Consider the following 24,950-nt stretch of genomic DNA (forward strand, 5'->3'; position numbering starts at 1 on the left):
GCCGTCGTGGAAGGACCGCGGAATCCGCAGGCGGGGCCGTACGGCCCGGGCCGGAGCCGGTCCGTACGGAACGAGCGAAGCGAGCGGCCGTCAGAAGGCCCGCGCATCGCGAAGCCGCCACCGAGCGCGAGCGAAGTGGCTATGAGCGGAGGAGACAGGAGCATGGCCGGCGCAATGCGCAAGATGGCGGTCTACCTCGGCCTCGTGGAGGACGAGACGTACGACGGCCAGGGGTACGACCCCGACGACGACTACGACGCGGACCCCGAACCGATCCGGACGGGCCAGCGGACCGAGGACATCCCCCGGCCGGCCCCGGCTCCCGCGGCCGCCGCGCCCGCCCCGGTCTCCTCGATCACCCCGCAGCCGGTGCCCGCGGCGGTGCCGATCCGGCAGGAGACTCCGAGGATGGCCCCCGTGTCGTCCATCACACCCGAACGTCGCCACAACCTGGAGAAGAGCGCACCGGTGATCATGCCCAAGGTCGTGAACGAACGAGAGCCCTACCGCATCACCACGCTGCACCCCCGAACCTACAACGAGGCCCGTACCATCGGGGAACAGTTCCGCGGCGGGACCCCCGTGATCATGAATCTGACCGAGATGGACGACACCGACGCGAAGCGCCTCGTAGACTTCGCCGCTGGACTCGTCTTCGGTCTGCACGGCAGTATCGAGCGCGTGACACAGAAGGTGTTCCTGCTGTCGCCTGCTAACGTCGATGTCACGGCGGAGGACAAGGCTCGGATCGCCGAGGGTGGGTTCTTCAACCAGAGCTGACCCGGCCACGACTTTACGTGTGGATCTGATCAACAGTGGATTAGCGACAGGTGACGAGCGGCAGGCCCGAGGGATCGGGACCGGGGAGAGGGAAACGCGATGGACATCGTGTGGGCGGTGCTCTACTACGCCCTGACCGTCTTCCTGGTGTTCCTGCTCGTACGGCTGGTCATGGACTGGGTCTTCCAGTTCGCGCGTTCGTGGCGGCCCGGCAAGGCCATGGTCCTGGTCCTGGAGGCCACGTACACTGTCACGGATCCGCCGCTCAAGCTTCTTCGGCGGCTCATCCCGCCGTTGCGTTTCGGGGGCGTGGCGCTCGACCTGTCCTTCTTCGTACTGATGATCATTGTGTATGTCCTGATCTCGCTTGTGCACCCCTAGTCGTAGGTGAGCGATGCGACAGGATGCCGGTGTGCCGACGATCACGTTGAGGTGAAGAGATGCCATTGACCCCCGAGGACGTTCGGAACAAGCAGTTCACGACCGTCCGCCTGCGTGAAGGCTATGACGAGGACGAGGTCGATGCCTTCCTCGACGAGGTCGAGGCGGAGCTGACCCGCCTCCTCCGGGAGAACGAGGACCTGCGCGCCAAGCTGGCCGCCGCGACTCGTGCCGCCGCGCAGAACCAGGCCAACCTGCGCAAGGAGCCGCAGCAGGACGCGCCCCGACAGGGCGGCGCTCCGGTGCCGGCCGCCATATCCGGTCCGCCGGTCCCCGGCCAGCAGGGCCCGGGCGGTCCGCAGCAGATGGGCCCCGGTGGTCCGCAGCAGATGGGTCCGGGTGGTCCGCAGCAGATGGGCCCCGGCGGCCCCCAGCAGCAGATGGGCAACCAGCCCCTCGGCCTGCCCGCCGGCTCCCCGCCGCAGCTCCCCGCTGCCGGCGGCCCGCAGCAGCAGATGAACCAGACCATGGGCGGCCAGCAGCAGCTGGTCCAGCCGATGGGCGGTCAGATGCTCCAGCCCATGGGCGGCCCCGGTGGCCCGCAGCAGATGGGCAACCCGATGGGCCAGGGCATGGGCCAGCAGCAGATGCAGCCGATGGGCGGCCCCATGGGCGGCCCGCAGCAGATGGGCGGCCCCATGGGCGGCCCGATGCAGCAGCAGGGCCCCGGCGGCGACAGCGCCGCCCGGGTGCTGGCGCTCGCTCAGCAGACCGCCGACCAGGCGATCTCCGAGGCCCGTTCCGAGGCCAACAAGATCGTCGGCGAGGCGCGCAGCCGCGCCGAGGGTCTGGAGCGGGACGCCCGCGCCAAGGCCGACGCGCTGGAGCGGGACGCGCAGGAGAAGCACCGCGTCGCGATGGGGTCGCTGGAGTCCGCGCGGGCCACGCTGGAGCGCAAGGTCGAGGACCTGCGGGCGTTCGAGCGTGAGTACCGCACGCGACTGAAGTCGTACCTGGAGACCCAGCTGCGTCAGCTGGAGTCGCAGGCCGACGACTCGCTCGCCCCGCCGCGGATCCCGGCCACCGCGTCGCTGCCGCCGGCGGCCTCGTCGATGGCCCCGGCCGGTGCCAGCGCGATGAGCGGTGGCGCGCCGGGCTTCGGTGGCAACCAGCCGTCCTTCGGTGGCAACTCGCCGTCCTTCGGCGGGAACAGCTCCTTCGGCGGCGGCTCCTCGGCGCCGAGCTTCGGCGGGCAGTCGACCGGCGGCAACAGCGGTGCGCCGCAGATGCAGCCGGCCGGGATGACGCAGCCGATGGCGGCGGTGCGGCCGCAGCCGCCGCAGCCGATGCAGCAGGCTCCGGCGCCCATGCGGGGATTCCTGATCGATGAGGACGGCGACAACTGAGGTTGTAGCCGGGGTTTTTGAGGGCGTCCCCTTTTCGGCCTTTGGGTCGGGGAGGGGGCGCCCTTGTCTGTGTTCGGGGGTTTGGGCTCTCGGGAGGGTGGGTGTCGGGGGCGCGTCCCTCTTGCTGGGGGAGGGAGGGGGTGGGGCGGGGCTTGTTGGGGGCGGGTGGGTATGGCGAAGCCGCCGTCACCTCGGGGTGACGGCGGCTTCGTTGGTGGGGCGTCAGGCCTTGCGGAGCTGGAAGGCCAGGCCGAGGGAGTCGTCGGCGAAGGTCTCGGAGTCCCAGTCGGCCGCGCCGGCGGCGAAGTCGGTGGCGAGGACCTCCTCGGCGACGAGGGGGCCGTGTTCGGCGATGGCTTCGGCGGTGTCCTCGGAGGTGGCGCGCCAGCGGAGGACGATGCGGTCGGCGACGTCCAGGCCGGAGTTCTTGCGGGCCTCCTGGATCTGGCGGATGGCGTCGCGGGCGATGCCGAGGCGCTTGAGTTCCGGGGTGATGGCCAGGTCGAGGGCGACGGTGGCGCCGGACTCGTTGGCGACGGCCCAGCCCTCGCGCGGGGTCTCGGTGATGATCACTTCGTCGGGGGAGAGGGTGATCGTCTCGCCGTCGAGTTCGACGGTGGTCTCGCCGGTGGCGCGGAGGTCGGCGGCGAGGCGGGCGGCGTCCGTGGCGGCGACCGCCTTGGCGACGTCCTGGACGCCCTTGCCGAAACGCTTGCCCAGGGCACGGAAGTTGGCCTTGGCGCTGGTGTCGACGAGCGAGCCGCCGACCTCGGCGAGGGATTCGAGGGTGGCGACGTTGAGCTCCTCGGCGATCTGCGCGCGCAGGTCGGCGGGCAGCTCCTCCCAGCCCTGGGCGGCGACCAGCGCGCGGGAGAGCGGCTGGCGGGTCTTCACGCCGGACTCGGCGCGGGTGGCCCGGCCGAGCTCGACCAGACGGCGGACCAGGGCCATGTGCCGGGAGAGCTCGGTGTCGATCAGCGACTCGTCGGCCTCCGGCCAGGTGGCCAGGTGCACCGAGGCCGGGGCCTCCGGGGCGACCGGGACGACCAGGTCCTGCCAGACCCGCTCGGTGATGAACGGGGTGAGCGGGGCCATCAGGCGGGTGACCGTCTCCAGGGCCTCGTGCAGGGTGGCGAGCGCGGCGGCGTCGCCCTGCCAGAAGCGGCGGCGGCCGCGGCGGACGTACCAGTTGGAGAGGTCGTCGACGAAGCCGGAGAGCAGCTTGCCGGCGCGCTGGGTGTCGTACGCCTCGTAGGCGGCGTCGACCTCGCGGACCAGGGTGTTCAGCTCGGAGAGCACCCAGCGGTCCAGCTGCGGGCGGTCGGCCGGGGCCGGGTCGGCGGCCGAGGGCGCCCAGTTCGAGGTGCGGGCGTACAGGGCCTGGAAGGCGACGGTGTTCCAGTAGGTGAGGAGGGTCTTGCGGACCACCTCCTGGATGGTGCCGTGGCCGACCCGGCGGGCCGACCAGGGCGAGCCGCCGGCCGCCATGAACCAGCGGACGGCGTCGGCGCCGTGCTGGTCCATCAGCGGGATCGGCTGGAGGATGTTGCCCAGGTGCTTGGACATCTTGCGGCCGTCCTCGGCCAGGATGTGGCCCAGGCAGACGACGTTCTCGTAGCTGTTCTTGTCGAACACCAGGGTGCCGACGGCCATCAGCGTGTAGAACCAGCCGCGGGTCTGGTCGATCGCCTCGGAGATGAACTGCGCCGGGTAGCGCTTCTCGAACAGCTCCTTGTTCTGGTACGGGTAGCCGTACTGGGCGAAGGGCATCGAGCCCGAGTCGTACCAGGCGTCGATGACCTCGGGCACGCGGGTGGCGGTGCCGCCGCAGTCGCGGCAGGCGAAGGTCACCGCGTCGATGTACGGGCGGTGCGGGTCGAGGCCGCTCTGGTCGGTGCCGGTGAGCTCGGACAGCTCGGCCAGCGAGCCGACGCAGGTGAGGTGGCCCTCCTCGCAGCGCCAGATCGGCAGCGGGGTGCCCCAGTAGCGGTTGCGGCTGAGCGCCCAGTCGATGTTGTTGTTCAGCCAGTCGCCGAAGCGGCCGTGCTTGACCGTCTCCGGGAACCAGTTGGTGGCCTCGTTCTCGCGGATCATCGCGTCCTTGACGGCGGTGGTCCGGATGTACCAGGACGGCTGCGCGTAGTAGAGCAGCGCGGTGTGGCAGCGCCAGCAGTGCGGGTAGCTGTGCTCGTACGGCAGGTGGCGGAAGAGCAGGCCGCGCTCCTTGAGGTCCGCGACCAGGGCCTCGTCGGCCTTCTTGAAGAACTGGCCGCCGACCAGCGGGACCTCGGGGGCGAAGGTGCCGTCGCCGAGCACCGGGTTGACCACCGGCAGGCCGTACTTGCGGCAGGTCGCGAGGTCGTCCGCGCCGAAGGCGGGGGACTGGTGGACGATGCCGGTGCCGTCCTCGGTGGTGACGTAGTCGGCGTTGAGGACGTAGTGCGCGTTCTCGATCTCGACCAGGTCGAAGGGGCGGCGGTAGGCCCAGCGCTCCATCTCGGCGCCGGTGAAGCGCTGCCCGGTGGGCTCCCAGCCCTCGCCGAGGGCCTTGGCCAGCAGGGGCTCGGCGACGACGAGCCGCTCGTTGCCGTCGGTGGCCACCACGTAGACCACGTCGGGGTGGACGGCGGCGGCGGTGTTGGAGACCAGGGTCCACGGGGTGGTGGTCCACACCAGCAGGGCGGCCTGGCCGGCCAGCGGGCCGCTGGTCAGCGGGAAGCGGACGAAGACCGAGGGGTCGACCACGGTCTCGTAGCCCTGGGCCAGCTCGTGGTCCGACAGGCCGGTGCCGCAGCGCGGGCACCAGGGGGCGACCCGGTGGTCCTGGACCAGCAGGCCCTTGTCGAAGATCTGCCGGAGCGACCACCAGACGGACTGGACGTACGACGGGTCCATCGTCCGGTAGGCCTCGTCGAGGTCGACCCAGTAGCCCATCCGGGTGGTCAGCTCGGCGAAGGCGTCGGTGTGGCGGGTCACCGACTCGCGGCACTTGGCGTTGAACTCGGCGATGCCGTACGCCTCGATGTCCTGCTTGCCGGAGAAGCCCAGCTCCTTCTCGACGGCGAGCTCGACCGGCAGGCCGTGGCAGTCCCAGCCGGCCTTGCGGGCGACGTGGTAGCCCTTCATGGTCCGGAAGCGCGGGAAGACGTCCTTGAAGACGCGGGCCTCGATGTGGTGGGCACCGGGCATGCCGTTGGCGGTCGGCGGGCCCTCGTAGAACACCCACTCGGGGCGGCCCTCGGACTGCTCCAGGCTGCGCTGGAAGATCTTGTTGTCCTGCCAGAAGGACAGGATCTGGTGCTCCAGGGCGGGGAGATCAACCTGTGCGGGGACGGGGTTATAGGAGCTCATCGCGGGCGTCTACCTCCGGCGGATGCTGGGACTGGATCCTCCGGAGGGACGAGACGGCCTGGCCGCCCCGCGGTACCACCCTCCTTGGCCGCGGTGCTGCGTTCGCGGCCCTCTTGTTTGGGCTTGCTGCCGGGTCTAGTGGGCCACCGCGGCATCGCGGCGGCCGTTCTTCCGGCGGCTCCGGGGTGATCTTCCCGCCGTGCACACCCCCGGGCTCGCACCGTCCCCGGGTCGCTGGTGGCTGCGTACGTCGGTACTCGTCCCATCTGCGCCTTGCACGGCCAGTGTATCGGCCGGGTGCGGCGGTTTGTCCAAACCGTTTTCCGGTGGGCGGGCGGGGGTGTTCCGGGGGCGCGCCGGGAGCGTTCCGGTGAGCGCCCCGGGGGCGCTCGTCGAGGGCGGTTAGCCGGGGTCGATGTGGGCACAAATCTCTGAGCGCACGGGGCGTGACGGTTGGGGCGCCTGCCTGGGTGGGAACGTTATGAGGCGTCGGTATGTCATGTTGTGACCGGTTTTGATCGGGATTATCGTTCCGGCACTGGAAGCCGCCGGGAACCGGCGGCTCGGTTCGTTCGTAGATGGGGTCGAAAGCCATGGCTGAGAAGGGAACCGGCGCGGGTACCGCCACCAAGCGGGCACGCAAGGCCGTGGCGGTCGACCCAGGGGAGGGGACCGTGACCACTACCGCACCGAAGAGCGGCACCGACACCGTCACCGCGCCGCGCGGCGCCGAGTCCGTGGACCCGGCCACGCTGCCGGTCCGGCCCGGCGAGGACCCGTGGACCACCGAGGAGGTCCACGAGCTGCACGACGAGCTGATCAGCGACCTCGACCGGCTCCGGAACGAGATCGACGCCGCCGAGGCGGCCATCTCCGGTCTGATGCGCGACTCCAACGACGGAGCCGGCGACGACCAGGTGGACGCCGGTACGAAGAACATCTCGCGGGAGAGCGAGCTGGCGCTCGCGAACAACGCGCGGGACAGCCTGGCCCAGACCGAGCGCGCGCTGGAGCGGCTGGAGGGCGTCGGCTTCGGCACCTGCGAGTCCTGCGGGCAGGCCATCGGCAAGGCCCGGATGCAGGCCTTCCCCAGGGCGACGCTCTGCGTGCAGTGCAAGGCCAAGCAGGAACGCCGCTGAACCGGGCCACCGGAGCGACGCGGGGGGTCGGGCTTGCCGTACGCTCGACCCCGTAACGTCGCCTGAGCAACGTCGCCTGACGCGTTCGTGAACGCGGGCAGGTCATCACCGGCCCACCACCCTCCCCCTCCTGCGGACCGGGGGAGCTCCATCGGCAGCGGAGCGGATCATCAGTACGCAAGGTTCCCCCCAGACCCGGGACGACGCCGTCCCGTCCCCCGCCGATGCCGTGGAGGTGCCCGTGGCCGAGCCGACCGGGGCGTCCGTGGACGACGCGGCGGCCGAGAAGCCCAAGGGCCCGCGCCGGGTCGGCGTGCTGCTGGTCGTCGCGGTGCTCGCCTTCCTGATCGACCTGGGCAGCAAGCTGCTGGTGGTCGCCCGGCTGGAGAACCACGCGGCGATCAAGGTGATCGGGGACGTGGTCACCTTCCAGGTGATCCGCAACTCGGGCGCGGCCTTCGGGATGGGGCAGGCGCTGACCGTCGTCTTCACGATGATCGCCTCCGCCGTCATCGTGGTGATCTGGCGGATCGCCCGCCGCCTGTACAGCCTGCCCTGGGCGATCGCGCTCGGGCTGCTGCTCGGCGGGGCGCTCGGCAACCTCACCGACCGGCTGTTCCGCGCGCCCGGCGTCTTCCGCGGGCACGTGGTGGACTTCATCTCCGTCCAGCACTTCGCGGTCTTCAACCTCGCGGACTCGGCGATCGTCTGCGGCGGGATCCTGGTCGTACTGCTCTCCTTCCGGGGCAGCAACCCGGACGGGACCGTCCACCAGCAGGCCGACAAGGCCGAGAAGACGGAACGGCCCGAGAAGTAGCCCCGGGCACCGGCGGGCGGGGGAGGGCCGCGGGTTCCGGCATACTCGTACGGGTGAGTACCGCAGCGCAGATCCGCAGCCTCCCCGTACCCGACGGCCTGGAGGGCGAGCGCCTCGACGCCGCCCTGGCCCGGATGTTCGGCTTCTCCCGGACCAAGGCCGCCGAGCTGGCCGCCGACGGCAAGGTGACGCTCGACGGCGCCGTGGCCGGCAAGTCGGACCGGGTGACCGCCGGCTCCTGGCTGGAGGTCGAGATCCCGGCCCCCGCCGCACCCGTGCGGATCGTCGCCGAGGCCGTCGAGGGCATGCGCATCGTCCACGACGACGAGGACATCGTGCTGGTCGACAAGCCGGTCGGCGTCGCCGCGCACCCCAGCCCGGGCTGGACCGGCCCCACCGTGATCGGCGGGCTGGCCGCGGCCGGGTATCGGATCTCCACCTCGGGCGCCGCCGAGCGCCAGGGCATCGTGCACCGGCTGGACGTCGGCACCTCCGGGCTGATGGTGGTCGCCAAGTCCGAGCGCGCCTACACCGACCTCAAGCGGCAGTTCCACGACCGGATCACCGAGAAGCGGTACCACACCCTGGTGCAGGGCCACCCGGACCCGATGAGCGGGACGGTGGACGCGCCGATCGGGCGGCACCCCAGCTCGGACTGGAAGTGGGCCGTCACCCGGGAGGGCAAGCCGTCCGTCACCCACTACGACCTGATCGAGGCGTACCGCGCCGCCTCGCTGCTGGCGATCAAGCTGGAGACCGGGCGCACCCACCAGATCCGCGTCCACATGTCCGCGCTGCGCCACCCCTGCGTGGGCGACCTGACGTACGGCGCCGATCCGACGCTGGCCAAGCGGCTGGGCCTGACCCGGCAGTGGCTGCACGCGGTGTCGCTCGGCTTCGAGCACCCGGCGGACGGGCAGTGGGTCGAGTTCTCCAGCGAGTACCCGGCGGACCTGGAGAAGGCGCTGGACATCATCGCGGCGGAGAGCTGAGTGGCGGCCGCGACCATCCGGATCGCCGAGGCGGACGCCGACCTGGAGCTGGTCCGGGCCGTCCGGCGCGAGGTGTTCGTCGTCGAGCAGAACGTGCCGGAGGAGCTGGAGTACGACGAGTACGACGCGACCTCGGTGCACCTGCTGGCCGTCGGGGCCGACGGGGCCGCGCTGGGCACCGGGCGGCTGATCTTCGGTGAGCAGGCGCGCGAGCTGACCGGCGGCGTCGAAGGGCGCGTGCTGCTCGGACGGCTCGCCGTCGTGGCGGCGGCCCGGGGGACGGGGCTGGGCGCGGAGCTCGTGCGGGCGATCGAGGCCGCGGGCGCCGAGCGCGGGGGTGCCGAGGTCGAGCTGCACGCGCAGGTGCGGGCGCTCGGGTTCTACGAGCGGCTGGGGTACGTGGCCGAGGGGCCGGTGTACGACGATGCGGGGATTCCGCACCGGACGATGACGCGGGTGCTCTGAGGACCTGGCCGGCGGACGGCTGGTCGCGCGGTTCCCCGCGTCCCCCTCGGGGCGCGGGGAACTCCCGTTCCCGGGGGAGGGCGCGGGTCAGGTGTCGGTGGTGCGCAGGCGCGGGAGGGCGTGGGGGTGCTCGTCGCGCAGGTGGGCGATGAGCTGTTCGCGGATGTCGAAGCGGAGCCGGGCGGCGTCGTCCGGGGTGCGGGCGGTCATGGTGGCGCGGACGACGATGGTGCTGGGCGTGGTGTCGGTGACCTGGAGGGCCCACTCGTCGCCGTCCCAGAGCGGGTGCCGGTCCAGACGGGCGCGCAGGACGGCACGCAGCTCGTCCACCCGGGTGCTGTGGTCGAGGTGGAGCAGCACGGCGGCGAGCAGGCCGGGGTCGCGGCGGGTCCAGTTCTCGAAGGGCTTGTTGACGAAGTACGAGACCGGGACGACCAGTCGGCGGTAGTCCCAGAGCCGGACCACCAGGTAGGTGAGGGTGATCTCCTCGACGGTGCCCTGCTGGCCGTCCACCACCACGGTGTCGCCGATCCGGACGGTGTCGCTGAAGGCGATCTGGAGGCCGGCGAAGAAGTTGCCCAGGGTGCTCTGGGCGGCGATGCCGGCCACGATGCCGATGATGCCCGCCGAGGCGAGCAGGCTGGCGCCGATGGTGCGCATGGCGGAGAAGGTCAGCAGCATCACGGCCACCGTGACCACGACGATCAGCGCGCTGACCACCCGGCGGAGCATGCCGACCTGCGTGCGCACCCGCTGGACCCGGGACGGGTCGTCGACGCGGGACTCGTAGCGGCTGAGCACGGCCCCCAGGAGGGCGGCCACCACGCGGACGGTGAGCCAGCCCAGCGAGGCGACCAGGAACAGCTGGAGCAGGTGCTGGGCGTCGGCGCCGCCCTTCAGGTGGAAGACCCGTTCGAGCGGCCGGGCGGCGAGCAGCAGGGCCGACACCACGGAGAGCTGGAGCGGGATCCGGCAGCGGCGGAGCAGTGGCCAGACCGGTGCCGAGGGGTCGCGGGCGGCGATCCGCTGGAGGGCCTGGTCGACGATCCAGCCGATCGCCAGGGTGGCGGCGACGGTGGCGAGCAGCGAGATCAGCGGCCAGGGCATGGGCCGTACGATACTCGGGCGCAGTGGGGCGAACCGGGCGAAAGGGGGTGGCGGCCTTATCGGACGCCTACCCGGACGGCGGATACGATCAGCGCCCATGGAGTTCGGTGGGGCATGGCGTCGCTGGCGCGCCCGGGGAACAACGGTCAGACGCAGGCTGCTGGCCGGGGCGGTGGCCCTGGTGGCGGTGGCCGCGGCCGGCACCGCGACGGTGGCGTCCGGCGGTGAGCGGACGGTCCATCAGGAGGACCGTTTCCTCAGCATGCCGGAGACGCCCGGCAGCGCCCAGCAGATCCAGCTGGACACCTCCTTCTTCACCACCGACGGCGGTCCGCGCCCGGCGGTGCTGCTGGCGCACGGCTTCGGCGGCTCCAAGGAGGGCGAGCGCGAGCGCGCCGAGCAGCTGGCCCGGCAGGGGTACGCGGTGCTGACCTGGTCGGCGCGCGGCTTCGGACACTCGGGCGGGAAGATCGGGCTGAACGCGCCGGACCGCGAGGTCGAGGACGTCAGGCACCTGGTGGACTGGCTGGCCCAGCGCCCCGAGGTGCAGCTGGACACCACCGGCGACCCGAGGGTCGGCATCACCGGCGCCTCGTACGGCGGCGCGGTCTCGCTGCTGGCCTCCGCGTACGACCACCGGATCGACGCCGTCGCCACCCGGATCACCTGGTGGAACCTGGCCGACGCGCTGTTCCCGCAGGGCGTCCAGGGCTCCGGCGCGGTGGACGGCGTGTTCAAGAAACTGTGGGCCGGGATCTTCTTCACCACCGGCTCGGCCGGAGACCTCGGGCCCTCCGGCGAGGCGCCGCGGGAGAGCGGCGGGCCGAAGCCGGCCGCGGACGCGCCGGTCGGCTGCGGTCGGTTCCTGGAGTCGCTCTGCGGGATGTACGACCGGGTCGCCACCGCCGGGCACGCCGATCCGGAGGCCGTCGCGCTGCTGGAGCGCTCCAGCCCGTCCTCGGTGGCGGCGCAGCTCAAGGCGCCCACGCTGGTGGTGCAGGGGCAGCAGGACTCGCTGTTCCCGCTGGACCAGGGCGACCGCATCGCCCAGGCGGTGGCCGCCAACGGCGCGCCGGTGGCGGTGGACTGGTTCGCCGGCGGGCACGACGGCGGGACGGACACCAGCGCGCGGGTCGACGACCGGGTGACGGCCTGGTTCGATCACCACCTGAAGGGCCAGGGGGGCGACACCGGCGCCGCGTTCCGGGTCACCCGCACCGGCGGAGTCGACTCGACCGGCTTCCAGGCCGTGCTGCGCGGAGCCGGCGCCGACCGCTACCCGGGGCTGGGCGGAACCGGCTCGCGCACCGTCGAGCTGGCGGGCGGCGAGCAGACCCTCGCCAACCCGCCCGGCGGCGCACCGCCCGGGATCTCGACCCTGCCGGGCGTCGGAGCGCTCAGCCAGGCCGCCTCGCTCGGCGCCGGGCTCTCCCTGGACTTCCCCGGGCAGAACGCCGCCTTCGACTCGGCGCCGCTGGACACCCCGCTGCACCTGACCGGACAGCCGACCGTGCCGCTGCGGGTGACCGCGGACCGGCCGGACGCCGTGCTGTTCGCGAAGCTGTACGACGTCGGGCCGGACGGCAAGGCGGTGCTGCCCCAGCAGCTCGCCGCCCCGCTGCGGGTCACCGGCGCGGACGCCGGGCGGACCGTCACGGTGGCGCTGCCGACCGTCGACCACACCTTCCCGGCCGGGCACCGGGTGCGGCTGGTGCTGGCGAGCACCGACCTCGCCTACGCCTCGCCGGTCAAGCCGGCCACCTACCGGGTGGCGCCGGCCGGGGCGCTCACCGTGCCGACCGTCGAGGAACTGGTCACCGAGGCGGCGCCGCTGCCCTCGCGCACCTGGCTGCTGCCGGTGATCGCCGTCCTGGTGGCCGCCGCCCTGGTGCTGGCACCGCGCCTGCGCCGCCGCCGGGCCGCCGCCGGGCCCGACTTCGACCCGGAGCTGGCCGCGGTGCCGCTGCGGATCAGCGGGCTGACCAAGCGCTACAAGGGCGCCCAGGACCGCTACGCCGTACGGGAGCTGGGCTTCCGGGTGGAGCAGGGGCAGGTGCTCGGACTGCTCGGGCCGAACGGCGCGGGCAAGACCACCACGCTGCGGATGCTGATGGGACTCATCCGGCCGGACGCCGGGGAGATCCGGATCTTCGGGCACCTGGTGCGGCCCGGCGCGCCCGTGCTGTCGCGGGTCGGGGCGTTCGTGGAGGGCGCGGGCTTCCTGCCGCACCTCACCGGGCGGGCCAACCTGCGGCTGTACTGGCAGGCGACCGGACGGCCGGAGGCCGACGCCCGCTTCGACGAGGCGCTGGCCATCGCCGGGCTCGGCGAGGCGCTGGACCGCGCGGTGCGGACGTACTCGCAGGGCATGCGGCAGCGGCTGGCGATCGCGCAGGCGATGCTCGGGATGCCGGACCTGCTGATCCTGGACGAGCCGACCAACGGGCTGGACCCGCCGCAGATCCGCGAGATGCGCGAGGTGATGATCCGCTACGCGGCCGGCGGGCGGACCGTGATCGTGTCGAGCCACCTGCTGTCCGAGGTCGAGCAGAGCTGTACGGACCTGGTGGTGATGGACCGCGGGCAGCTGGTCACGGCCGGCCCGGTCGGGGACATCGTGGGCGCCGGCGAACTGCTGATGATCGGCGTCGCCGGCCCGTACGACCCGGTGCCGGTGGTCGAGAAGGTGGCCGCGCTGGCCGGGGTCGGCTCGGTGGAGGCCGTCGACGGCGGCCTGCTGGTGCGCCTGGACGGACTGGCGGCCAGCGCGCTGCTGGCCGAACTGGTGCGGCTGGAGGTGCCGGTGGAGAGCGTCGGGCCGCAGCGGCGCCTGGAGGACGCGTTCCTGTCGTTGATCGGAGGTGGAGCGTGAGCGTCGTCCCGACGGAGCACGCCGAGGCGAAGGACCGCGCCGTGTCGATGGACCACGCCGCGGGGTACCGGGCGAGCCGGACGCTGCCGCTGTGGGTGGAGGCGATGCGGCAGCTGCGCCGGCGCCGCACGCTGGTGATCGGCGCGGTGCTGGCCGCCATGCCGTTCGTCATCCTGGCCGCGTTCCAGATCGGTGGCACCCCGGGCCGTCCGGGGCGGACCACCTTCATCGAGCTGGCCACCGCCTCGGGGGCCAACTTCGCGGTCACCATGCTGTTCGTCGGCACCGGCTTCCTGCTGGTCATCCCGGTCGCGCTGTTCTGCGGGGACACCGTCGCCTCCGAGGCCAGCTGGTCCTCGCTGCGCTACCTGCTGGCCGCACCGGTGCCCCGGGCCCGGCTGCTGGCCCGCAAGTTCGCCGTCGGGCTGGCGTTCTCGGCGGCGGCGGTGGTGATGCTGCCCGCGATCGGGCTGGTCGTCGGCACGGCCGCGTACGGCTGGGGGGACCTCAAGCTGCCCGCCGGGGTCAGCCTGCCGGCCGGGCAGGCGCTGCCCCGGATCGCCGTCGCGGTGGCCTTCGTCTTCCTCAGCGAGCTCGTGATCGCGGCGCTCGCCTTCTGGCTCTCCACCGCGACGGACGCGCCGCTGGGCGCGGTCGGCGGCGCGGTGTTCGCCTCGATCATCACCGGGGTGCTGGACGCCGTCACCGCGCTGGGCGACCTGCGGGAGTGGCTGCCGGCGCACTGGCAGTACTCCTGGGCGGACGCGCTGCAGCCGCAGCTGGAGTGGGGCGGCATGGTGCAGGGCGTCTCGCTGTCGCTCTCGTACGCGGTGGTGCTGCTGGCGCTGGCGTTCCGGGGGTTCGCGCGCAAGGACGTGGTGTCGTAGGCGCGGTGGCGTGGGCGCCGCGGTCGTGCCGGCGTGGGCGTGGGTGCCGTCGGCGTGGGTGCCGCAGGCGCGGTGGCGTGGGCGTGCGGTGGGGCACCGGCGGGGCATGCGGGATCATGGGTGGGTAGCTGACCTCCCTGGTGAAGGACCCGAACCGTGGCCCAGATCGTCCTCTTCCACTCCGCCTACGGGCTGCGCCCCGCCGTGCACGCCGCCGCCGAGCGGCTGCGCGCCGCCGGGCACACCGTGCACACACCGGACCTGTTCGACGGGCGGACCTTCGAGTCCGTCGAGGAGGCGCAGGAGTTCCAGGAGGAGCTCGGCGGCCGTGACGAGCTGCTGCGGCGGGCGGTGACGGCGGCCGCGCCGGTGTCCGAGGGCGGGCTGGTGTACGCCGGGTTCTCGCTCGGCGGCGCGGTGGCGCAGAACCTGGCGCTGGCCGACGAGAAGGCCCGCGGGCTGCTGCTCCTGCACGGCACCTCCGACCTGCGGGAGGACGCGGCCACCGAGATCCCGGTGCAGCTGCACATCGCGGAGCCGGACCCGTTCGAGCCGGAGGACTGGCTGAACGCCTGGTACCTGCGGATGCGGCGGGCCGGGGCCGAGGTGGAGGTGCACCGCTACCAGGGCGCCGGGCACCTGTTCACCGACCCGGAGCTGCCGGACTACGACGAGGAGGCGGCCGAGCGGGCCTGGGCGGCGTCGCTGGACTTCCTCGCGGAGCTGGACGGCTGAGAGGGCCGTCGCGAGCGCCGTCCGGTCCGGGGCGGGACGTACGCGGAAGCCGTGAGGGCCATGAAGGCCGTGAAGGCCGTGGCGGTCGTGGAGGCCGGGTCGAGGCGGGTGCCTCGGCCCGGCCTCCGGCGTTTCCGGGGGCGTTCCGCCTGGTCACCGAGGGGCTGGTGGGGCTCGTGGTACGGGTGTGAACGGGTGTGACGAAGCCTCCGGGGGACGCCCGGGAGGCGGCGGCGGAGCCGAAGGCGCCGGTGATGGCCAGGTCGGCGGCGGTCTCGGCGTTCGGCGTGTTCCTCGTCCTCGGTGTGCTCACCGCCTCGCTCACCGCCTCGCTCGGCGCCTCGCTCCCCTTCCTGCGGGAACGTTTCGGCGCCGAGCACGAGGTCGGGCGGGTGGTCTCCGCGTACAACCTCGGCGCGCTCGCGGCGACCGTCTGCATCGGGCTGCTCGGGCGGCGGCTGAACGTCCGGGCGGCGCCGCCCGTCCTGCTCGCCGTCTTCGCGGCGGGCGCGGCCGGGATGGCGGCGAGCCCCGGATGGGGCGCCTACCTCGGCTGCGCGGCGGTCACCGGCATCGGCTACGGCGGGCTGGCGCTCACCCTCAACACGGCGTTCGCGCGCGGATTCGCGGGCAACAGCGTGGTGATGGTCAACCGGCTCAACGCCGTCTTCGGGATCGGCGCGATGCTGGGCCCGCTGGCCGCCGGGGCCGTCGGGCACGCGGACATCCGGCTGCTGGCCCTGGCGGCGGCGGTGTGCGCGCTGCCCTGCTTCCTGGTCGGACGGGCGGGGGCGGTGCTCGCCGTCCCCGAGGCCGAGTCGGGGCCGCGGGGCGGTCGACGCGTGCGGGTCGGGCTGGGGCTGCTGCCGTTCCTGCTGGTGGGCCTGGTGTACGCGGGCATGGAGACCAGCATCGGTACCTGGCAGTCGACCCAACTGGTGCGCGACGGCTGGAGCACCCAGGCGGCGACCACGGCGGCCTCGGGGTTCTGGGCCGGGATGGCGATCGGGCGCCTGGTCGTCCCGCAGCTGACCAGACGACTGCCGGGCCGCACCACCCTGCCGGGGTACCTGGCGGCAGCCCTCGCGGCGCTGCTGCTGGCCGCCGTGCCGCACCTCGCCGTGGTGGCCTACCCGCTGGCCGGGCTGGCGATGGCGCCGGTGCTGCCGACCCTGATCGCCTGGGTCTCCGGTGTCGCGGACGTCCCGCAGCAGGCGACCTCCGTGCTGACGCTCTGCTGCATGCTGGGCAACGCCGTGGTGCCGTCGGTGGTGGGGCGCTCGGCGGGTCGGGCGGGGCGGTGGTGATCCCGCTGGTGCTGGCCGGGGCCTGCCTGCTCTGCCTCGGGCTCGCGGTGTGGCTGCGGGCGGTTCGGCGGTAGGGGCGGCCGGGGAGGCCTGCTGCCCGCCCGCCCGCCCCGCCCGGATCGGAGTTCGGGCGGGCGGTGCGGGACGGCGCGGGGAGCCCGGGGCGGAGCGGCTCGGGTCGAAGTGGCCCGGCTCAGAGCGGCCGGGGCTTGATCATGGCGAAGGGGGCGCCCTGCGGGTCGGCGACCACGGCCATCCGGCCGGCCATCATGTCGAAGGGCGGCGCGAGGACGGTGCCGTTGCGCTTGACCAGGGCGTCCACGGTGGAGTCGACGTCGTCCACCGAGAAGTACGTCAGCCAGTGCGCCGGCGTGCCGGGCGGGTCGTTGGCGAGCAGGGTGGCGCCGCCCACGGTCCGGCCGCCGACCCGGAGCTCCCAGTACGCGTCCGCGCCGTCCAGGGGCTCGATCTCGATGCCGAACGCCTCGCCGTAGAAGGCGGTGGCAGCCTGGATGTCGCCGGTGTGCAGCTCGTTCCAGGTCAGTGCGCCGGCCTCGTTGACGACCCTCGCGCCGGAGAACGCGCCCGGCTGCCAGACGCCGAACACCGCGCCCTGCGGGTCGGCGGCGACCAGCATCCGGCCCAGGTCGCCGACGTCGACGGTCGGGACGATCAGGGTGCCGCCGGCGGCGACGATCGCGTCCTGGGTGGCCTGGGCGTCGGTGCTGGCCAGGTAGCTGGTCCAGACGGTCGGAGGCTCCGGCATCCCCTCGGGAGCCACCGCCGGGCCGATGCCGGCCGCCGCCCTGCCGTCGAGCTCGCAGACCGCGTACCCGCCGAACTCGGCCGGGCCGGGCTGGCCCTGCCAGCCGAAGAGGTCGCGGTAGAAGTCCAGTGCGGCCTGCTGGTCCTTGGCCATCAGATCGACCCAGCACGGGGTGCCGGTCGCGTACGGGGTGGTGACTTCGGGCATGCTCGCCTCTTTTCGGTGCGGTCCTGGTGGGGCCGGTGGGGTCTGGGGGTCTGGTGGGGCCCTTGCCAGTCACCCTTTCGCCGCTGCCGGGCATCCGCCACTCGGCGGACCCCTGCGGGTGGCAGGGGCTGCCGTGGAGTGAGGGTGGCTGGTGGTGACCCTTGGGGGCGGTCGGGTCGTGCGTGCACAGGAAGTCGGATGGGCGACTCTGCTGGCGAAGTCGTTCGGGGCGCCTCCGCCGGCCCCGCCGCCCGACGAGGACGCCTGACGGGAACGTCTGACCCCGCCAGCCCCCGCCGCCCGCGCGCCGGGGGCTGCGGCACGATGGACCCCATGCACAGCGACCACTATGCGCCGCCGACCACCCTCCTCGGCCTCCTCCAGCGCGGCCGGGGCCAGGGCGCGCTGCTCGCGGCCGAGGACCCGGCCTCGGCCGCCGACCTGGTCCACGGCTGCATCCGCTGGGACTGGCGCTGGGACTCGCAGGTGGACGACCGACACCTCTACCTGGCCCGGCTGATCCGGGACCTGGAACTCCCGCTCGGGCCCGTCGTCGAGATGGCGACGGCCCGGGACGAGGACACCCGCGGCCGGGCCACCGGCGTGCTGGAACTGCTAGTGCTCGCCGGCTCGGCGGACGCCCGGGCAGCGCTGCCGGACTTCGTTCCGGAGGAGGACGAGCCGCCCGCGCGCCGCCGGGTGCGGCGGCCGGATCCGTACCCGGAGCGGGACAGCGCGGGCCTGCTGGCCCTGCTACGCGATCCGGCGGCGCCCGAGGGAGCCAAGGCCTCCGCTCTCGTGGCCCTCTCGCTCCGCTCGCCCGAGCCCGCTCTGCTCCCCCTGGTGCCCGAGCTCGGTGCCGCCGACGGCACCCGACCGCTGCCGCTGCTGGGCAGGGCCGTCGACCGGCTGGCCGAGCAGGCCGTGCCGGCGGCCCGGGAGTGGGCGGCCTCGGAGCAGGCGTGGCTGGCCGGGATCGGCTTCGGTGTGCTGGCCGCCCACGGTGACGAGGGCGACATCCCGGTCCTGGTCGCCGAGTTGGAGCGGTGCTGGGTGGAACGGTCCTGGTGCGGCCCGGACGATCTCGCGCGCGGCCTGGCGCGCTTCGGCCCGAAGGCCGCCGACGCCGTCTCCCTGCTGCGCCGCTTCTGGCTCTGCACTCCGCATTCGTACGAGCGCGCCGACTATCTGGAGGCGCTGGTGGCGATGGGGGCCGCAGGCACGGCCGAGGCGTTTGCCGAGTCGCTGTGGGACTGTGAAGCCGGAGCGCGCCTGCTCGGCGTCGCCCACGCTCCCGACCGGCCCGAGGTGTGGGCCCGCCTGGCCTGCCTCCGCGACGATCCCATGGAGGAGCCGCAGGTCCGCGAGGCCGCCGGGGCGCGGCTCGTGGGACGGTGCGAGCCGTGACGGGCCAGGCGTACGCGCCGGTGGACACCCTCCTCGGCCTCCTCCAGCGCGGCCGGGGTCTGGGAGCGTTGCAGGCAGCCGAGGATCCCGCCGCTGTCGCGGACGCCGTCCACGCCTGCCTCCGTACGGACTGGCGCTGGGACCGGCTGGTCGACGAGCACCGCGTCCACCTCGCCCGGCTCCTGCGGGACCTGGCCCTGCCGCTCGCTCCGGTGGCCGACGCCCTGGCCACCACGGAGGACGGCCACGACGCCGAGGAGATCGCAGGGATCCTCGAACTGCTGGCGCTGTCCGGCTCCGCCGAGGCGCGGGACGTCCTGCGGGCGTACGTCCGCGAGGGCGAGCACTGGGTGTCCGTCCTGGAGTCCGTGTCCGCGCGCTGGCCGGTGGAGTGGTGGGAGGACCTCGGCGACGTCGCGCGGGCCCGCCTCGGCGCCGACGACGACCCGACGCCCTGGGCGAAGGCGTGGGAGCACTGGGGCGTCTCGATCCCGACTCCCGAGCGCGCGCCCCGGCGGCCGCCCGCGCCGGCCGGGCTGACGAACGCGGAACTCCTGGAGGTCGTCGCCGACCCGGCCTCGTCGGAGGAGCGCAGGACGGACGCCCTGTACGTCCTCTACCACCACCGTGACCCGGAGCCCGGCCTCGTCCCGTTGGCCCCCTCGCTCGGGCCTCCCGGCCCTTCGAGGGGGCTAGAGTGGACGCGTGAACGTGTGAGTGGTGGTCCGGGCCCCGAGAGGTGCTCCGGGCCACATCCATTTCCAGGGGCATCCCCTGTGACCTGCACGTTCGCCGGCCCACCCGACCAGCACCAGAGCCTCCGGAGGCCCCGCCTTGAGCGACCAGCCGTTCGCGCATCTGCACGTCCACACCGAGTACTCGATGCTGGACGGTGCCGCCCGGCTGAAGCAGATGTTCAAGGAGGTCGAGCGCCTCGGCCAGACCCACGTGGCCATGACCGACCACGGCAACATGTACGGCGCCGCCGAGTTCCACAAGCAGGCCACCGCCGCCGGCATCACCCCCGTCATCGGCATCGAGGCGTACGTCGCCCCGGAGTCCCGCTCCAACACCAAGCGCATCCTGTGGGGCCAGCCGCACCAGAAGCGGGACGACGTCTCCGCGTCCGGCGCGTACACCCACAAGACCATCTGGGCCCGGAACAAGGAGGGCCTGCACAACCTCTTCAAGCTGACCTCGCGCTCCTACGCCGAGGGCTGGCTCGTGAAGTGGCCCCGGATGGACAAGGAGCTGATCTCCGAGCTCTCCGGCGGTCTGATGGCCACCACCGGCTGCCCCTCCGGCGAGGTGCAGACCCGGCTGCGCCTCGGCCAGTTCGACGAGGCCCTGAAGTCCGCCGCCGACTACCAGGACATCTTCGGCAAGGAGAACTACTTCCTGGAGCTGATGGACCACGGCCTCGACATCGAGAAGCGGGTCCGCGACGGGCTGCTGGAGATCAGCAGGAAGCTCGGCATCCCCCCGGTCGTCACCAACGACTCGCACTACACCACCGAGGCCGACGCCGGCGCGCACGACCTGCTGCTCTGCGTGCAGACCGGCAAGAACCTCTCCGACCCGGACCGCTTCCGGTTCGACGGCACCGGCTACTACATCAAGTCGGCCGCCGAGATGTACGCCCTCGACTCCTCGGACGCCTGGCAGGAGGGCTGCCGCAACAGCCAGCTCCTCGTCGCCTCCCGGGTCGACACCGAGGGCATGTTCAAGTTCAGGAACCTCATGCCCCGGTTCCCCATCCCGGAGGGCTTCGAGTCCGAGGCGGACTTCTTCAAGTCCAAGGTCTGGGAGGGCATGGACTGGCGCTTCCCGGGCGGGTACGACGAGGAGCACAAGAAGCTCGCCGAGTACGAGATGGACACCATCATCCAGATGGGGTTCCCGGCGTACTTCCTCGTGGTCGCCGACTTCATCATGTGGGCCAAGAGCCAGGGCATCGCGGTGGGCCCCGGCCGTGGTTCGGCGGCCGGCTCGCTGGTCGCGTACGCGATGGGCATCACCGACCTCGACCCCATCCCGCACGGCCTGATCTTCGAGCGCTTCCTCAACCCCGAGCGCATCTCCATGCCCGATGTCGACATCGACTTCGACGAGCGCCGGCGCGGTGACGTGATCCGCTACGTGACGGAGAAGTGGGGATCCGACAAGGTCGCCATGATCGTCACGTACGGCACCATCAAGGCGAAGGCCGCCATCAAGGACTCCTCGCGCGTCCTCGGCTACCCGTACGCGATGGGCGACCGGATCACCAAGGCGATGCCGCCGGACGTCATGGGCAAGGGCATCCCGCTCTCCGGCATCACCGACTCCTCGCACCCGCGCTACAGCGAGGCGGGCGAGATCCGGGGGCTGTACGAGACCGACCCGGACGTCCGGAAGGTCATCGACACCGCGCGCGGCATCGAGGGCCTGATCCGCCAGCCCGGTGTGCACGCCGCCGGCGTCATCATGTCCGCCGAGCCGCTGACCGACCACATCCCGGTCTGGACCCGGCACACCGACGGCGTCACCATCACGCAGTTCGACTACCCGACTTGTGAGGGCCTCGGCCTCCTCAAGATGGACTTCCTCGGCCTGCGCAACCTGACGATCATGGACGACGCCGTCAAGGCGATCGAGAAGAACAAGGGCATCAAGATCAACCTGCTTGATCTGCCCCTGGACGACAAGCCGACGTACGAACTGCTGGCGCGAGGCGACACGCTCGGCGTGTTCCAGCTCGACGGCGGGCCGATGCGCTCGCTGCTGCGCCTGATGAAGCCCGACAACTTCGAGGACATCTCCGCCGTCCTGGCGCTGTACCGACCCGGCCCGATGGGCGTCAACTCCCATACGAACTACGCGCTGCGCAAGAACGGCCAGCAGGAGATCACCCCGATCCACCCGGAGCTGGAGAAGCCCCTGGAGGAGGTGCTCCGGCCGACGTACGGCCTGATCGTCTACCAGGAGCAGGTGCAGAAGGCCGCGCAGATCCTCGCCGGGTACTCGCTCGGCCAGGCGGACCTGCTGCGCCGGGCGATGGGCAAGAAGAAGAAGGAGATCCTGGAGGCGGAGTTCGTCCCCTTCCAGAAGGGCTGCCGCGAGCGGGGCTACTCCGACGCGGCCATCCAGGCCGTGTGGGACGTCCTCGTCCCCTTCTCCGGCTACGCGTTCAACAAAGCGCACACCGCCGGGTACGGGCTGGTCTCGTACTGGACGGCCTACCTCAAGGCCAACTTCCCGGCCGAGTACATGTCCGGGCTGCTCACCTCCGTCAAGGACGACAAGGACAAGTCCGCGGTCTACCTCAACGAGTGCCGCAAGATGGGCATCCAGGTGCTGCCGCCGGACGTCAACGAGTCGGACTCGGACTTCACCCCGCACGGTGACACCCTGGTCCGGTTCGGCCTGACCGCCATCCGCAACGTCGGTGGGCCGGTGGTCGATTCGATGATCCGGACCCGGAAGGCGAAGGGGAAGTTCGCGTCCTTCCCCGACTTCCTGGACAAGGTGGAGTCGGTGGTCTGCAACAAGCGGACCGTCGAATCGCTGATCAAGGCCGGCGCCTTCGACTCGATGGGGCACACCCGCAAGGGCCTCAGCGCGCAGTTCGAGCCGATGATCGACAACGTCGTCGGCGTGAAGCGCAAGGAGGCCGAGGGGCAGTTCGACCTCTTCGGCGGCGACGCCACCGCGGACGAGCCGAGCTTCGGCCTGGACGTCGTCTTCTCCGAGGAGGAGTGGGAGAAGTCCTTCCTGCTCACCCAGGAGCGGGAGATGCTCGGCCTGTACGTCTCCTCGCACCCGCTGCACGGCATCGAGCACGTGCTCGCCGACAAGGCGGACTGCGCGGTCGCGGACCTCGCGGAGCGGCCGGACGGGACGATCGTCACCATCGGCGGCATCATCTCGGGCCTCCAGCGGAAGATGACCAAGCAGGGCAACGCGTGGGCCATCGCGACCGTCGAGGACCTGGCGGGCTCGATCGACTGCATGTTCTTCCCGGCCAGCTACCAGCTGGTGTCCTCCCAACTGGTCGAGGACGCCGTCGTCTTCGTGCGCGGCAAGTTGGACAAGCGGGAGGACGTGCCGCGGCTGATGGGGATGGAACTGTCCGTCCCCGACCTGTCGAACGCGCACGCCGAGGCGCCGATCGTCATCAACATCCCGAGCGGGAAGGTCACCCCGCCGCTGGTGGCCCGGCTCGGCGAGGTGCTGGGGAGCCACCGCGGCACCACCGAGGTGCGGGTGCGGCTGGAGAGCCGCGACAAGACCACGGTGCTGCGGCTGGACCGGCACCGGGTGAAGTCGGACCCGGCGCTGTTCGGGGACCTGAAGCAGTTGCTCGGGCCGAGCTGTCTGGCGGGCTAGGACGCGGGCCGAGGCCCGGGGTGCCCGCCGTGGTGGGCGCTCCGGGCCTTTCGCGTCCGGGGGAGGGGGTCCGTCAGGTGCCGGTACCCAGGGCCGCGGGGACGGCCGTGTGCAGGGCGGAGACGAAGGCGGAGATGGCCGGGTGGGAGCCGGCGCCGGCGCGGAAGGCGGCGCGGGTGCGGCGGTACATCGGCAGGCGGGTGAGGACGACGCCGGGCGGGCACCCCGTCGTGCCCAGCTGGGGGACCAGGGCGACGCCCTGACCGGCGGCCACCAGCGCCAGCACGGTGGTGAAGTCGTCGATCTGGTGCCGGATGCGGGGCGCGAAGCCCGCCGCCTCGCAGGCGCGGACGGCCATGGTGTGGCAGAGCGTGTCGGGCGGGGACATGATCCACGGCGCGCCGCGCTGCTCGGCGACGGTGCCGGGGGTGCGGGCGGCCAGGTACATGGGCTCGGTGAAGACCGGGCGGGTCACCGCCAGGCCCGGCTCCGGGTCGGTCGGGACGAGGTCGTACTCGTGCACCAGTGCCACGTCCAGCTCGCCCGCCCGCAGCGCCGCGCCGACGGCCGCCGGGTCCACCTCGGTGACCATCGGCTCCAGCCCCGGGTGCCAGCCGGCCAGTTCGGCGAGCACCCCCGGGATGATCGCCCGGGCCGCCGACGGGTAGGTGCCGATCCGCAGCGGGCCGGCCAACCCCCGCTTGGCCTGGGCGAGTTCGGCCCCGGCCTGCTCCAGCAGGGCGAGCACCGCCTCGGCGTGCCGGACGAGGCCCAGCCCGGCCGGGGTGAGGGTGACCCGCCGCCCGGTGCGCTCCAGCAGCGGGACGCCCGCCTCCTTCTCCAGGACGGACAGCTGCTGGGACACCGCCGAAGGGCTGAAGGAGAGCGCCTCGGCGACGGCCGCGATGGTGCCGAGGTGGGCGAGTTCGCGCAGCAGGCGCAGGCGTCGGACGTCCAGCATCCGTCCAGACTAGGGCCTGTTCGGGGCGAGCATCGGCTCAGCTTACGAGAAGCGTCGGAAATGTGAACTGGACCTGGGCGATCGGCGACCGCAGGATCGTGGGCATGGAACTCAAGGGCATCCACGTCCCCCTGATCACCCCCTTCGCCGCCGACGGCTCCGTCGCCCTCGACGCGCTGGAGAAGCTCGCGCACGAGGTCCTGGACGCCGGGGCGGCCGGGCTGGTCGCGCTCGGGACCACCGGCGAGCCGGCCGCGCTGACCGCCGAGGAGCGGGACGCGGTGGTGGACGTCGCCGCGGCCGCCTGCGCGGCGCGCGGGGCGCAGTTGACCGTCGGCGCCTCCGGTGGCGACACCCGGAGCGTCGGCGAGGCGCTGGCCGCGCTCGGCGCGCGGGTGCCGCGGGCGGCGGCCCTGGTGACCACGCCGTCCTTCGTCCGGGCCGGCGAGGCCGGGACGGTCGCGCACTTCCGGGCGCTGGCCGCGAGCAGCCCGCTGCCGCTGGTCGTCTACCACATCCCGTACCGCACCGGGCAGCAGCTCTCCACCGCCGCGCTGCGCGAACTCGCCGCGATCGAGGGCGTGGTGGGCGTCAAGTACGCGACCGGCGGGCTGGACCAGACGGCGGCCGAGCTGCTCGCCGACACCCCCGAGGGCTTCGCCTTCCTCACCGGTGAGGACGCGTACCTGTCGCCGATGCTGGCGCTGGGCGCGGCCGGCGGCATCCTCGCCTCCGCGCACCTGGCGACCGCCCGGTTCGTCGAGCTGGCCGAGGCCTGGCAGGCCGGGGACGTGACGTGGGCGCGGGCGCTCGGGCACCGGCTGACCGGGCTGGCGCTGTCCGCCTTCACGGCGCCGAACCCGTCGGTGACCAAGGGCGTGCTGCACGCCCAGGGCCGCATTCCGACCCCGGACGTACGGCTGCCGCTGCTGCCGGCCGGGGAGGCGGAGGTCCGCGCCGCGCTGGCCCTCGCCAGTGGTCTGGACCACTAGGGCCCGTCCG

At 72.8% G+C, this 24,950-nt stretch carries 18 protein-coding genes; 14 read left to right on the forward strand and 4 right to left on the reverse strand.

The window, feature by feature from the left end; all coding sequences use genetic code 11:
* Positions 1-162: 162 nt before the first annotated feature.
* The 3 genes from ACFWP2_RS01905 (at position 163) to ACFWP2_RS01915 (ending at position 2,567) form a co-directional block, all read left to right on the forward strand.
* Positions 163-780: a cell division protein SepF gene (locus ACFWP2_RS01905; RefSeq protein ID WP_224276937.1), complete on the forward strand. Its 618-nt coding sequence runs from the start codon at positions 163-165 to the stop codon at positions 778-780.
* Positions 781-879: 99 nt separating this feature from the next.
* Positions 880-1,161, forward strand: coding sequence for a YggT family protein (locus ACFWP2_RS01910; protein ID WP_030060143.1), 282 nt, complete (start codon positions 880-882; stop codon positions 1,159-1,161).
* Positions 1,162-1,220: 59 nt separating this feature from the next.
* On the forward strand, positions 1,221-2,567 hold the full coding sequence (locus ACFWP2_RS01915) for a DivIVA domain-containing protein (RefSeq protein WP_380447240.1): 1,347 nt from the start codon (positions 1,221-1,223) through the stop codon (positions 2,565-2,567).
* A 222-nt stretch (positions 2,568-2,789) separates the two neighbouring features.
* Here the strand turns inward: ACFWP2_RS01915 and ileS are convergent, their stop codons facing one another.
* Positions 2,790-5,918 (reverse strand): isoleucine--tRNA ligase, encoded by a 3,129-nt coding sequence (gene ileS, locus ACFWP2_RS01920; protein ID WP_380447242.1) that lies wholly within the window; start codon positions 5,916-5,918, stop codon positions 2,790-2,792.
* Between the two features lie 674 nt (positions 5,919-6,592).
* On the opposite strand from ileS, the gene ACFWP2_RS01925 reads away from it, so the two are divergent.
* The 4 genes from ACFWP2_RS01925 (at position 6,593) to ACFWP2_RS01940 (ending at position 9,331) form a co-directional block, all read left to right on the forward strand.
* Positions 6,593-7,057: a TraR/DksA family transcriptional regulator gene (locus ACFWP2_RS01925; protein ID WP_380447244.1), complete on the forward strand. Its 465-nt coding sequence runs from the start codon at positions 6,593-6,595 to the stop codon at positions 7,055-7,057.
* Positions 7,058-7,187: 130 nt separating this feature from the next.
* Positions 7,188-7,874, forward strand: a complete 687-nt coding sequence (gene lspA / locus ACFWP2_RS01930; RefSeq protein ID WP_380447498.1) for a signal peptidase II — start codon at positions 7,188-7,190, stop codon at positions 7,872-7,874.
* Positions 7,875-7,927: 53 nt separating this feature from the next.
* Positions 7,928-8,866, forward strand: coding sequence for an RluA family pseudouridine synthase (locus tag ACFWP2_RS01935; protein ID WP_380447246.1), 939 nt, complete (start codon positions 7,928-7,930; stop codon positions 8,864-8,866).
* A complete protein-coding gene (locus tag ACFWP2_RS01940; RefSeq protein WP_380447248.1) occupies positions 8,867-9,331 on the forward strand; it encodes a GNAT family N-acetyltransferase in 465 nt (154 codons plus the stop codon).
* 87 nt (positions 9,332-9,418) lie between these two features.
* Here the strand turns inward: ACFWP2_RS01940 and ACFWP2_RS01945 are convergent, their stop codons facing one another.
* Positions 9,419-10,438 (reverse strand): mechanosensitive ion channel family protein, encoded by a 1,020-nt coding sequence (locus ACFWP2_RS01945; RefSeq protein WP_380447250.1) that lies wholly within the window; start codon positions 10,436-10,438, stop codon positions 9,419-9,421.
* 97 nt (positions 10,439-10,535) lie between these two features.
* Between ACFWP2_RS01945 and ACFWP2_RS01950 the strand changes: the two genes are divergently transcribed.
* From ACFWP2_RS01950 to ACFWP2_RS01965, 4 genes are all read left to right on the forward strand, one after another.
* Positions 10,536-13,310, forward strand: coding sequence for an alpha/beta fold hydrolase (locus tag ACFWP2_RS01950; RefSeq protein WP_380447252.1), 2,775 nt, complete (start codon positions 10,536-10,538; stop codon positions 13,308-13,310).
* Positions 13,311-13,357: 47 nt separating this feature from the next.
* Positions 13,358-14,197 (forward strand): ABC transporter permease, encoded by an 840-nt coding sequence (locus tag ACFWP2_RS01955; protein ID WP_380447500.1) that lies wholly within the window; start codon positions 13,358-13,360, stop codon positions 14,195-14,197.
* 156 nt (positions 14,198-14,353) lie between these two features.
* Complete coding sequence (locus ACFWP2_RS01960; protein ID WP_380447254.1) at positions 14,354-14,932, forward strand: dienelactone hydrolase family protein; 579 nt, start codon at positions 14,354-14,356, stop codon at positions 14,930-14,932.
* Positions 14,933-15,129: 197 nt separating this feature from the next.
* On the forward strand, positions 15,130-16,239 hold the full coding sequence (locus ACFWP2_RS01965) for an MFS transporter (RefSeq protein ID WP_380447256.1): 1,110 nt from the start codon (positions 15,130-15,132) through the stop codon (positions 16,237-16,239).
* A 193-nt stretch (positions 16,240-16,432) separates the two neighbouring features.
* Here ACFWP2_RS01965 and ACFWP2_RS01970 read toward each other — a convergent pair whose 3' ends face one another.
* Entirely contained in the window at positions 16,433-17,212 is a 780-nt protein-coding gene (locus ACFWP2_RS01970; RefSeq protein WP_380447258.1) for a VOC family protein, read from the reverse strand.
* A 333-nt stretch (positions 17,213-17,545) separates the two neighbouring features.
* On the opposite strand from ACFWP2_RS01970, the gene ACFWP2_RS01975 reads away from it, so the two are divergent.
* Positions 17,546-18,619: a hypothetical protein gene (locus ACFWP2_RS01975; RefSeq protein ID WP_380447260.1), complete on the forward strand. Its 1,074-nt coding sequence runs from the start codon at positions 17,546-17,548 to the stop codon at positions 18,617-18,619.
* Positions 18,620-19,453: 834 nt separating this feature from the next.
* Positions 19,454-22,987: a DNA polymerase III subunit alpha gene (gene dnaE / locus ACFWP2_RS01980; RefSeq protein WP_380447262.1), complete on the forward strand. Its 3,534-nt coding sequence runs from the start codon at positions 19,454-19,456 to the stop codon at positions 22,985-22,987.
* A gap of 73 nt (positions 22,988-23,060) precedes the next feature.
* Here the strand turns inward: dnaE and ACFWP2_RS01985 are convergent, their stop codons facing one another.
* A complete protein-coding gene (locus ACFWP2_RS01985) occupies positions 23,061-23,948 on the reverse strand; it encodes a LysR family transcriptional regulator (protein ID WP_380447264.1) in 888 nt (295 codons plus the stop codon).
* Between the two features lie 62 nt (positions 23,949-24,010).
* On the opposite strand from ACFWP2_RS01985, the gene ACFWP2_RS01990 reads away from it, so the two are divergent.
* Complete coding sequence (locus ACFWP2_RS01990; RefSeq protein ID WP_380447266.1) at positions 24,011-24,940, forward strand: dihydrodipicolinate synthase family protein; 930 nt, start codon at positions 24,011-24,013, stop codon at positions 24,938-24,940.
* Positions 24,941-24,950 lie beyond the last annotated feature (10 nt).

The organism is Kitasatospora sp. NPDC058444 (assembly GCF_042721415.1).
Classification (GTDB): Bacteria; Actinomycetota; Actinomycetes; order Streptomycetales; family Streptomycetaceae; genus Kitasatospora.

What these genes read in the sequence shown, in the direction of transcription:
- ACFWP2_RS01905 (WP_224276937.1), top strand. Translation starts at nt 163, where the DNA reads ATGGCCGGCGCAATGCGCAAGATGGCGGTCTACCTCGGCCTCGTGGAG.
- ACFWP2_RS01910 (WP_030060143.1), top strand. Translation starts at nt 880, where the DNA reads ATGGACATCGTGTGGGCGGTGCTCTACTACGCCCTGACCGTCTTCCTG.
- ACFWP2_RS01915 (WP_380447240.1), top strand. Translation starts at nt 1,221, where the DNA reads ATGCCATTGACCCCCGAGGACGTTCGGAACAAGCAGTTCACGACCGTC.
- ileS (WP_380447242.1), bottom strand. Translation starts at nt 5,918, where the DNA reads ATGAGCTCCTATAACCCCGTCCCCGCACAGGTTGATCTCCCCGCCCTG.
- ACFWP2_RS01945 (WP_380447250.1), bottom strand. Translation starts at nt 10,438, where the DNA reads ATGCCCTGGCCGCTGATCTCGCTGCTCGCCACCGTCGCCGCCACCCTG.
- ACFWP2_RS01950 (WP_380447252.1), top strand. Translation starts at nt 10,536, where the DNA reads ATGGAGTTCGGTGGGGCATGGCGTCGCTGGCGCGCCCGGGGAACAACG.
- ACFWP2_RS01955 (WP_380447500.1), top strand. Translation starts at nt 13,358, where the DNA reads ATGGACCACGCCGCGGGGTACCGGGCGAGCCGGACGCTGCCGCTGTGG.
- ACFWP2_RS01970 (WP_380447258.1), bottom strand. Translation starts at nt 17,212, where the DNA reads ATGCCCGAAGTCACCACCCCGTACGCGACCGGCACCCCGTGCTGGGTC.
- ACFWP2_RS01975 (WP_380447260.1), top strand. Translation starts at nt 17,546, where the DNA reads ATGCACAGCGACCACTATGCGCCGCCGACCACCCTCCTCGGCCTCCTC.
- ACFWP2_RS01985 (WP_380447264.1), bottom strand. Translation starts at nt 23,948, where the DNA reads ATGCTGGACGTCCGACGCCTGCGCCTGCTGCGCGAACTCGCCCACCTC.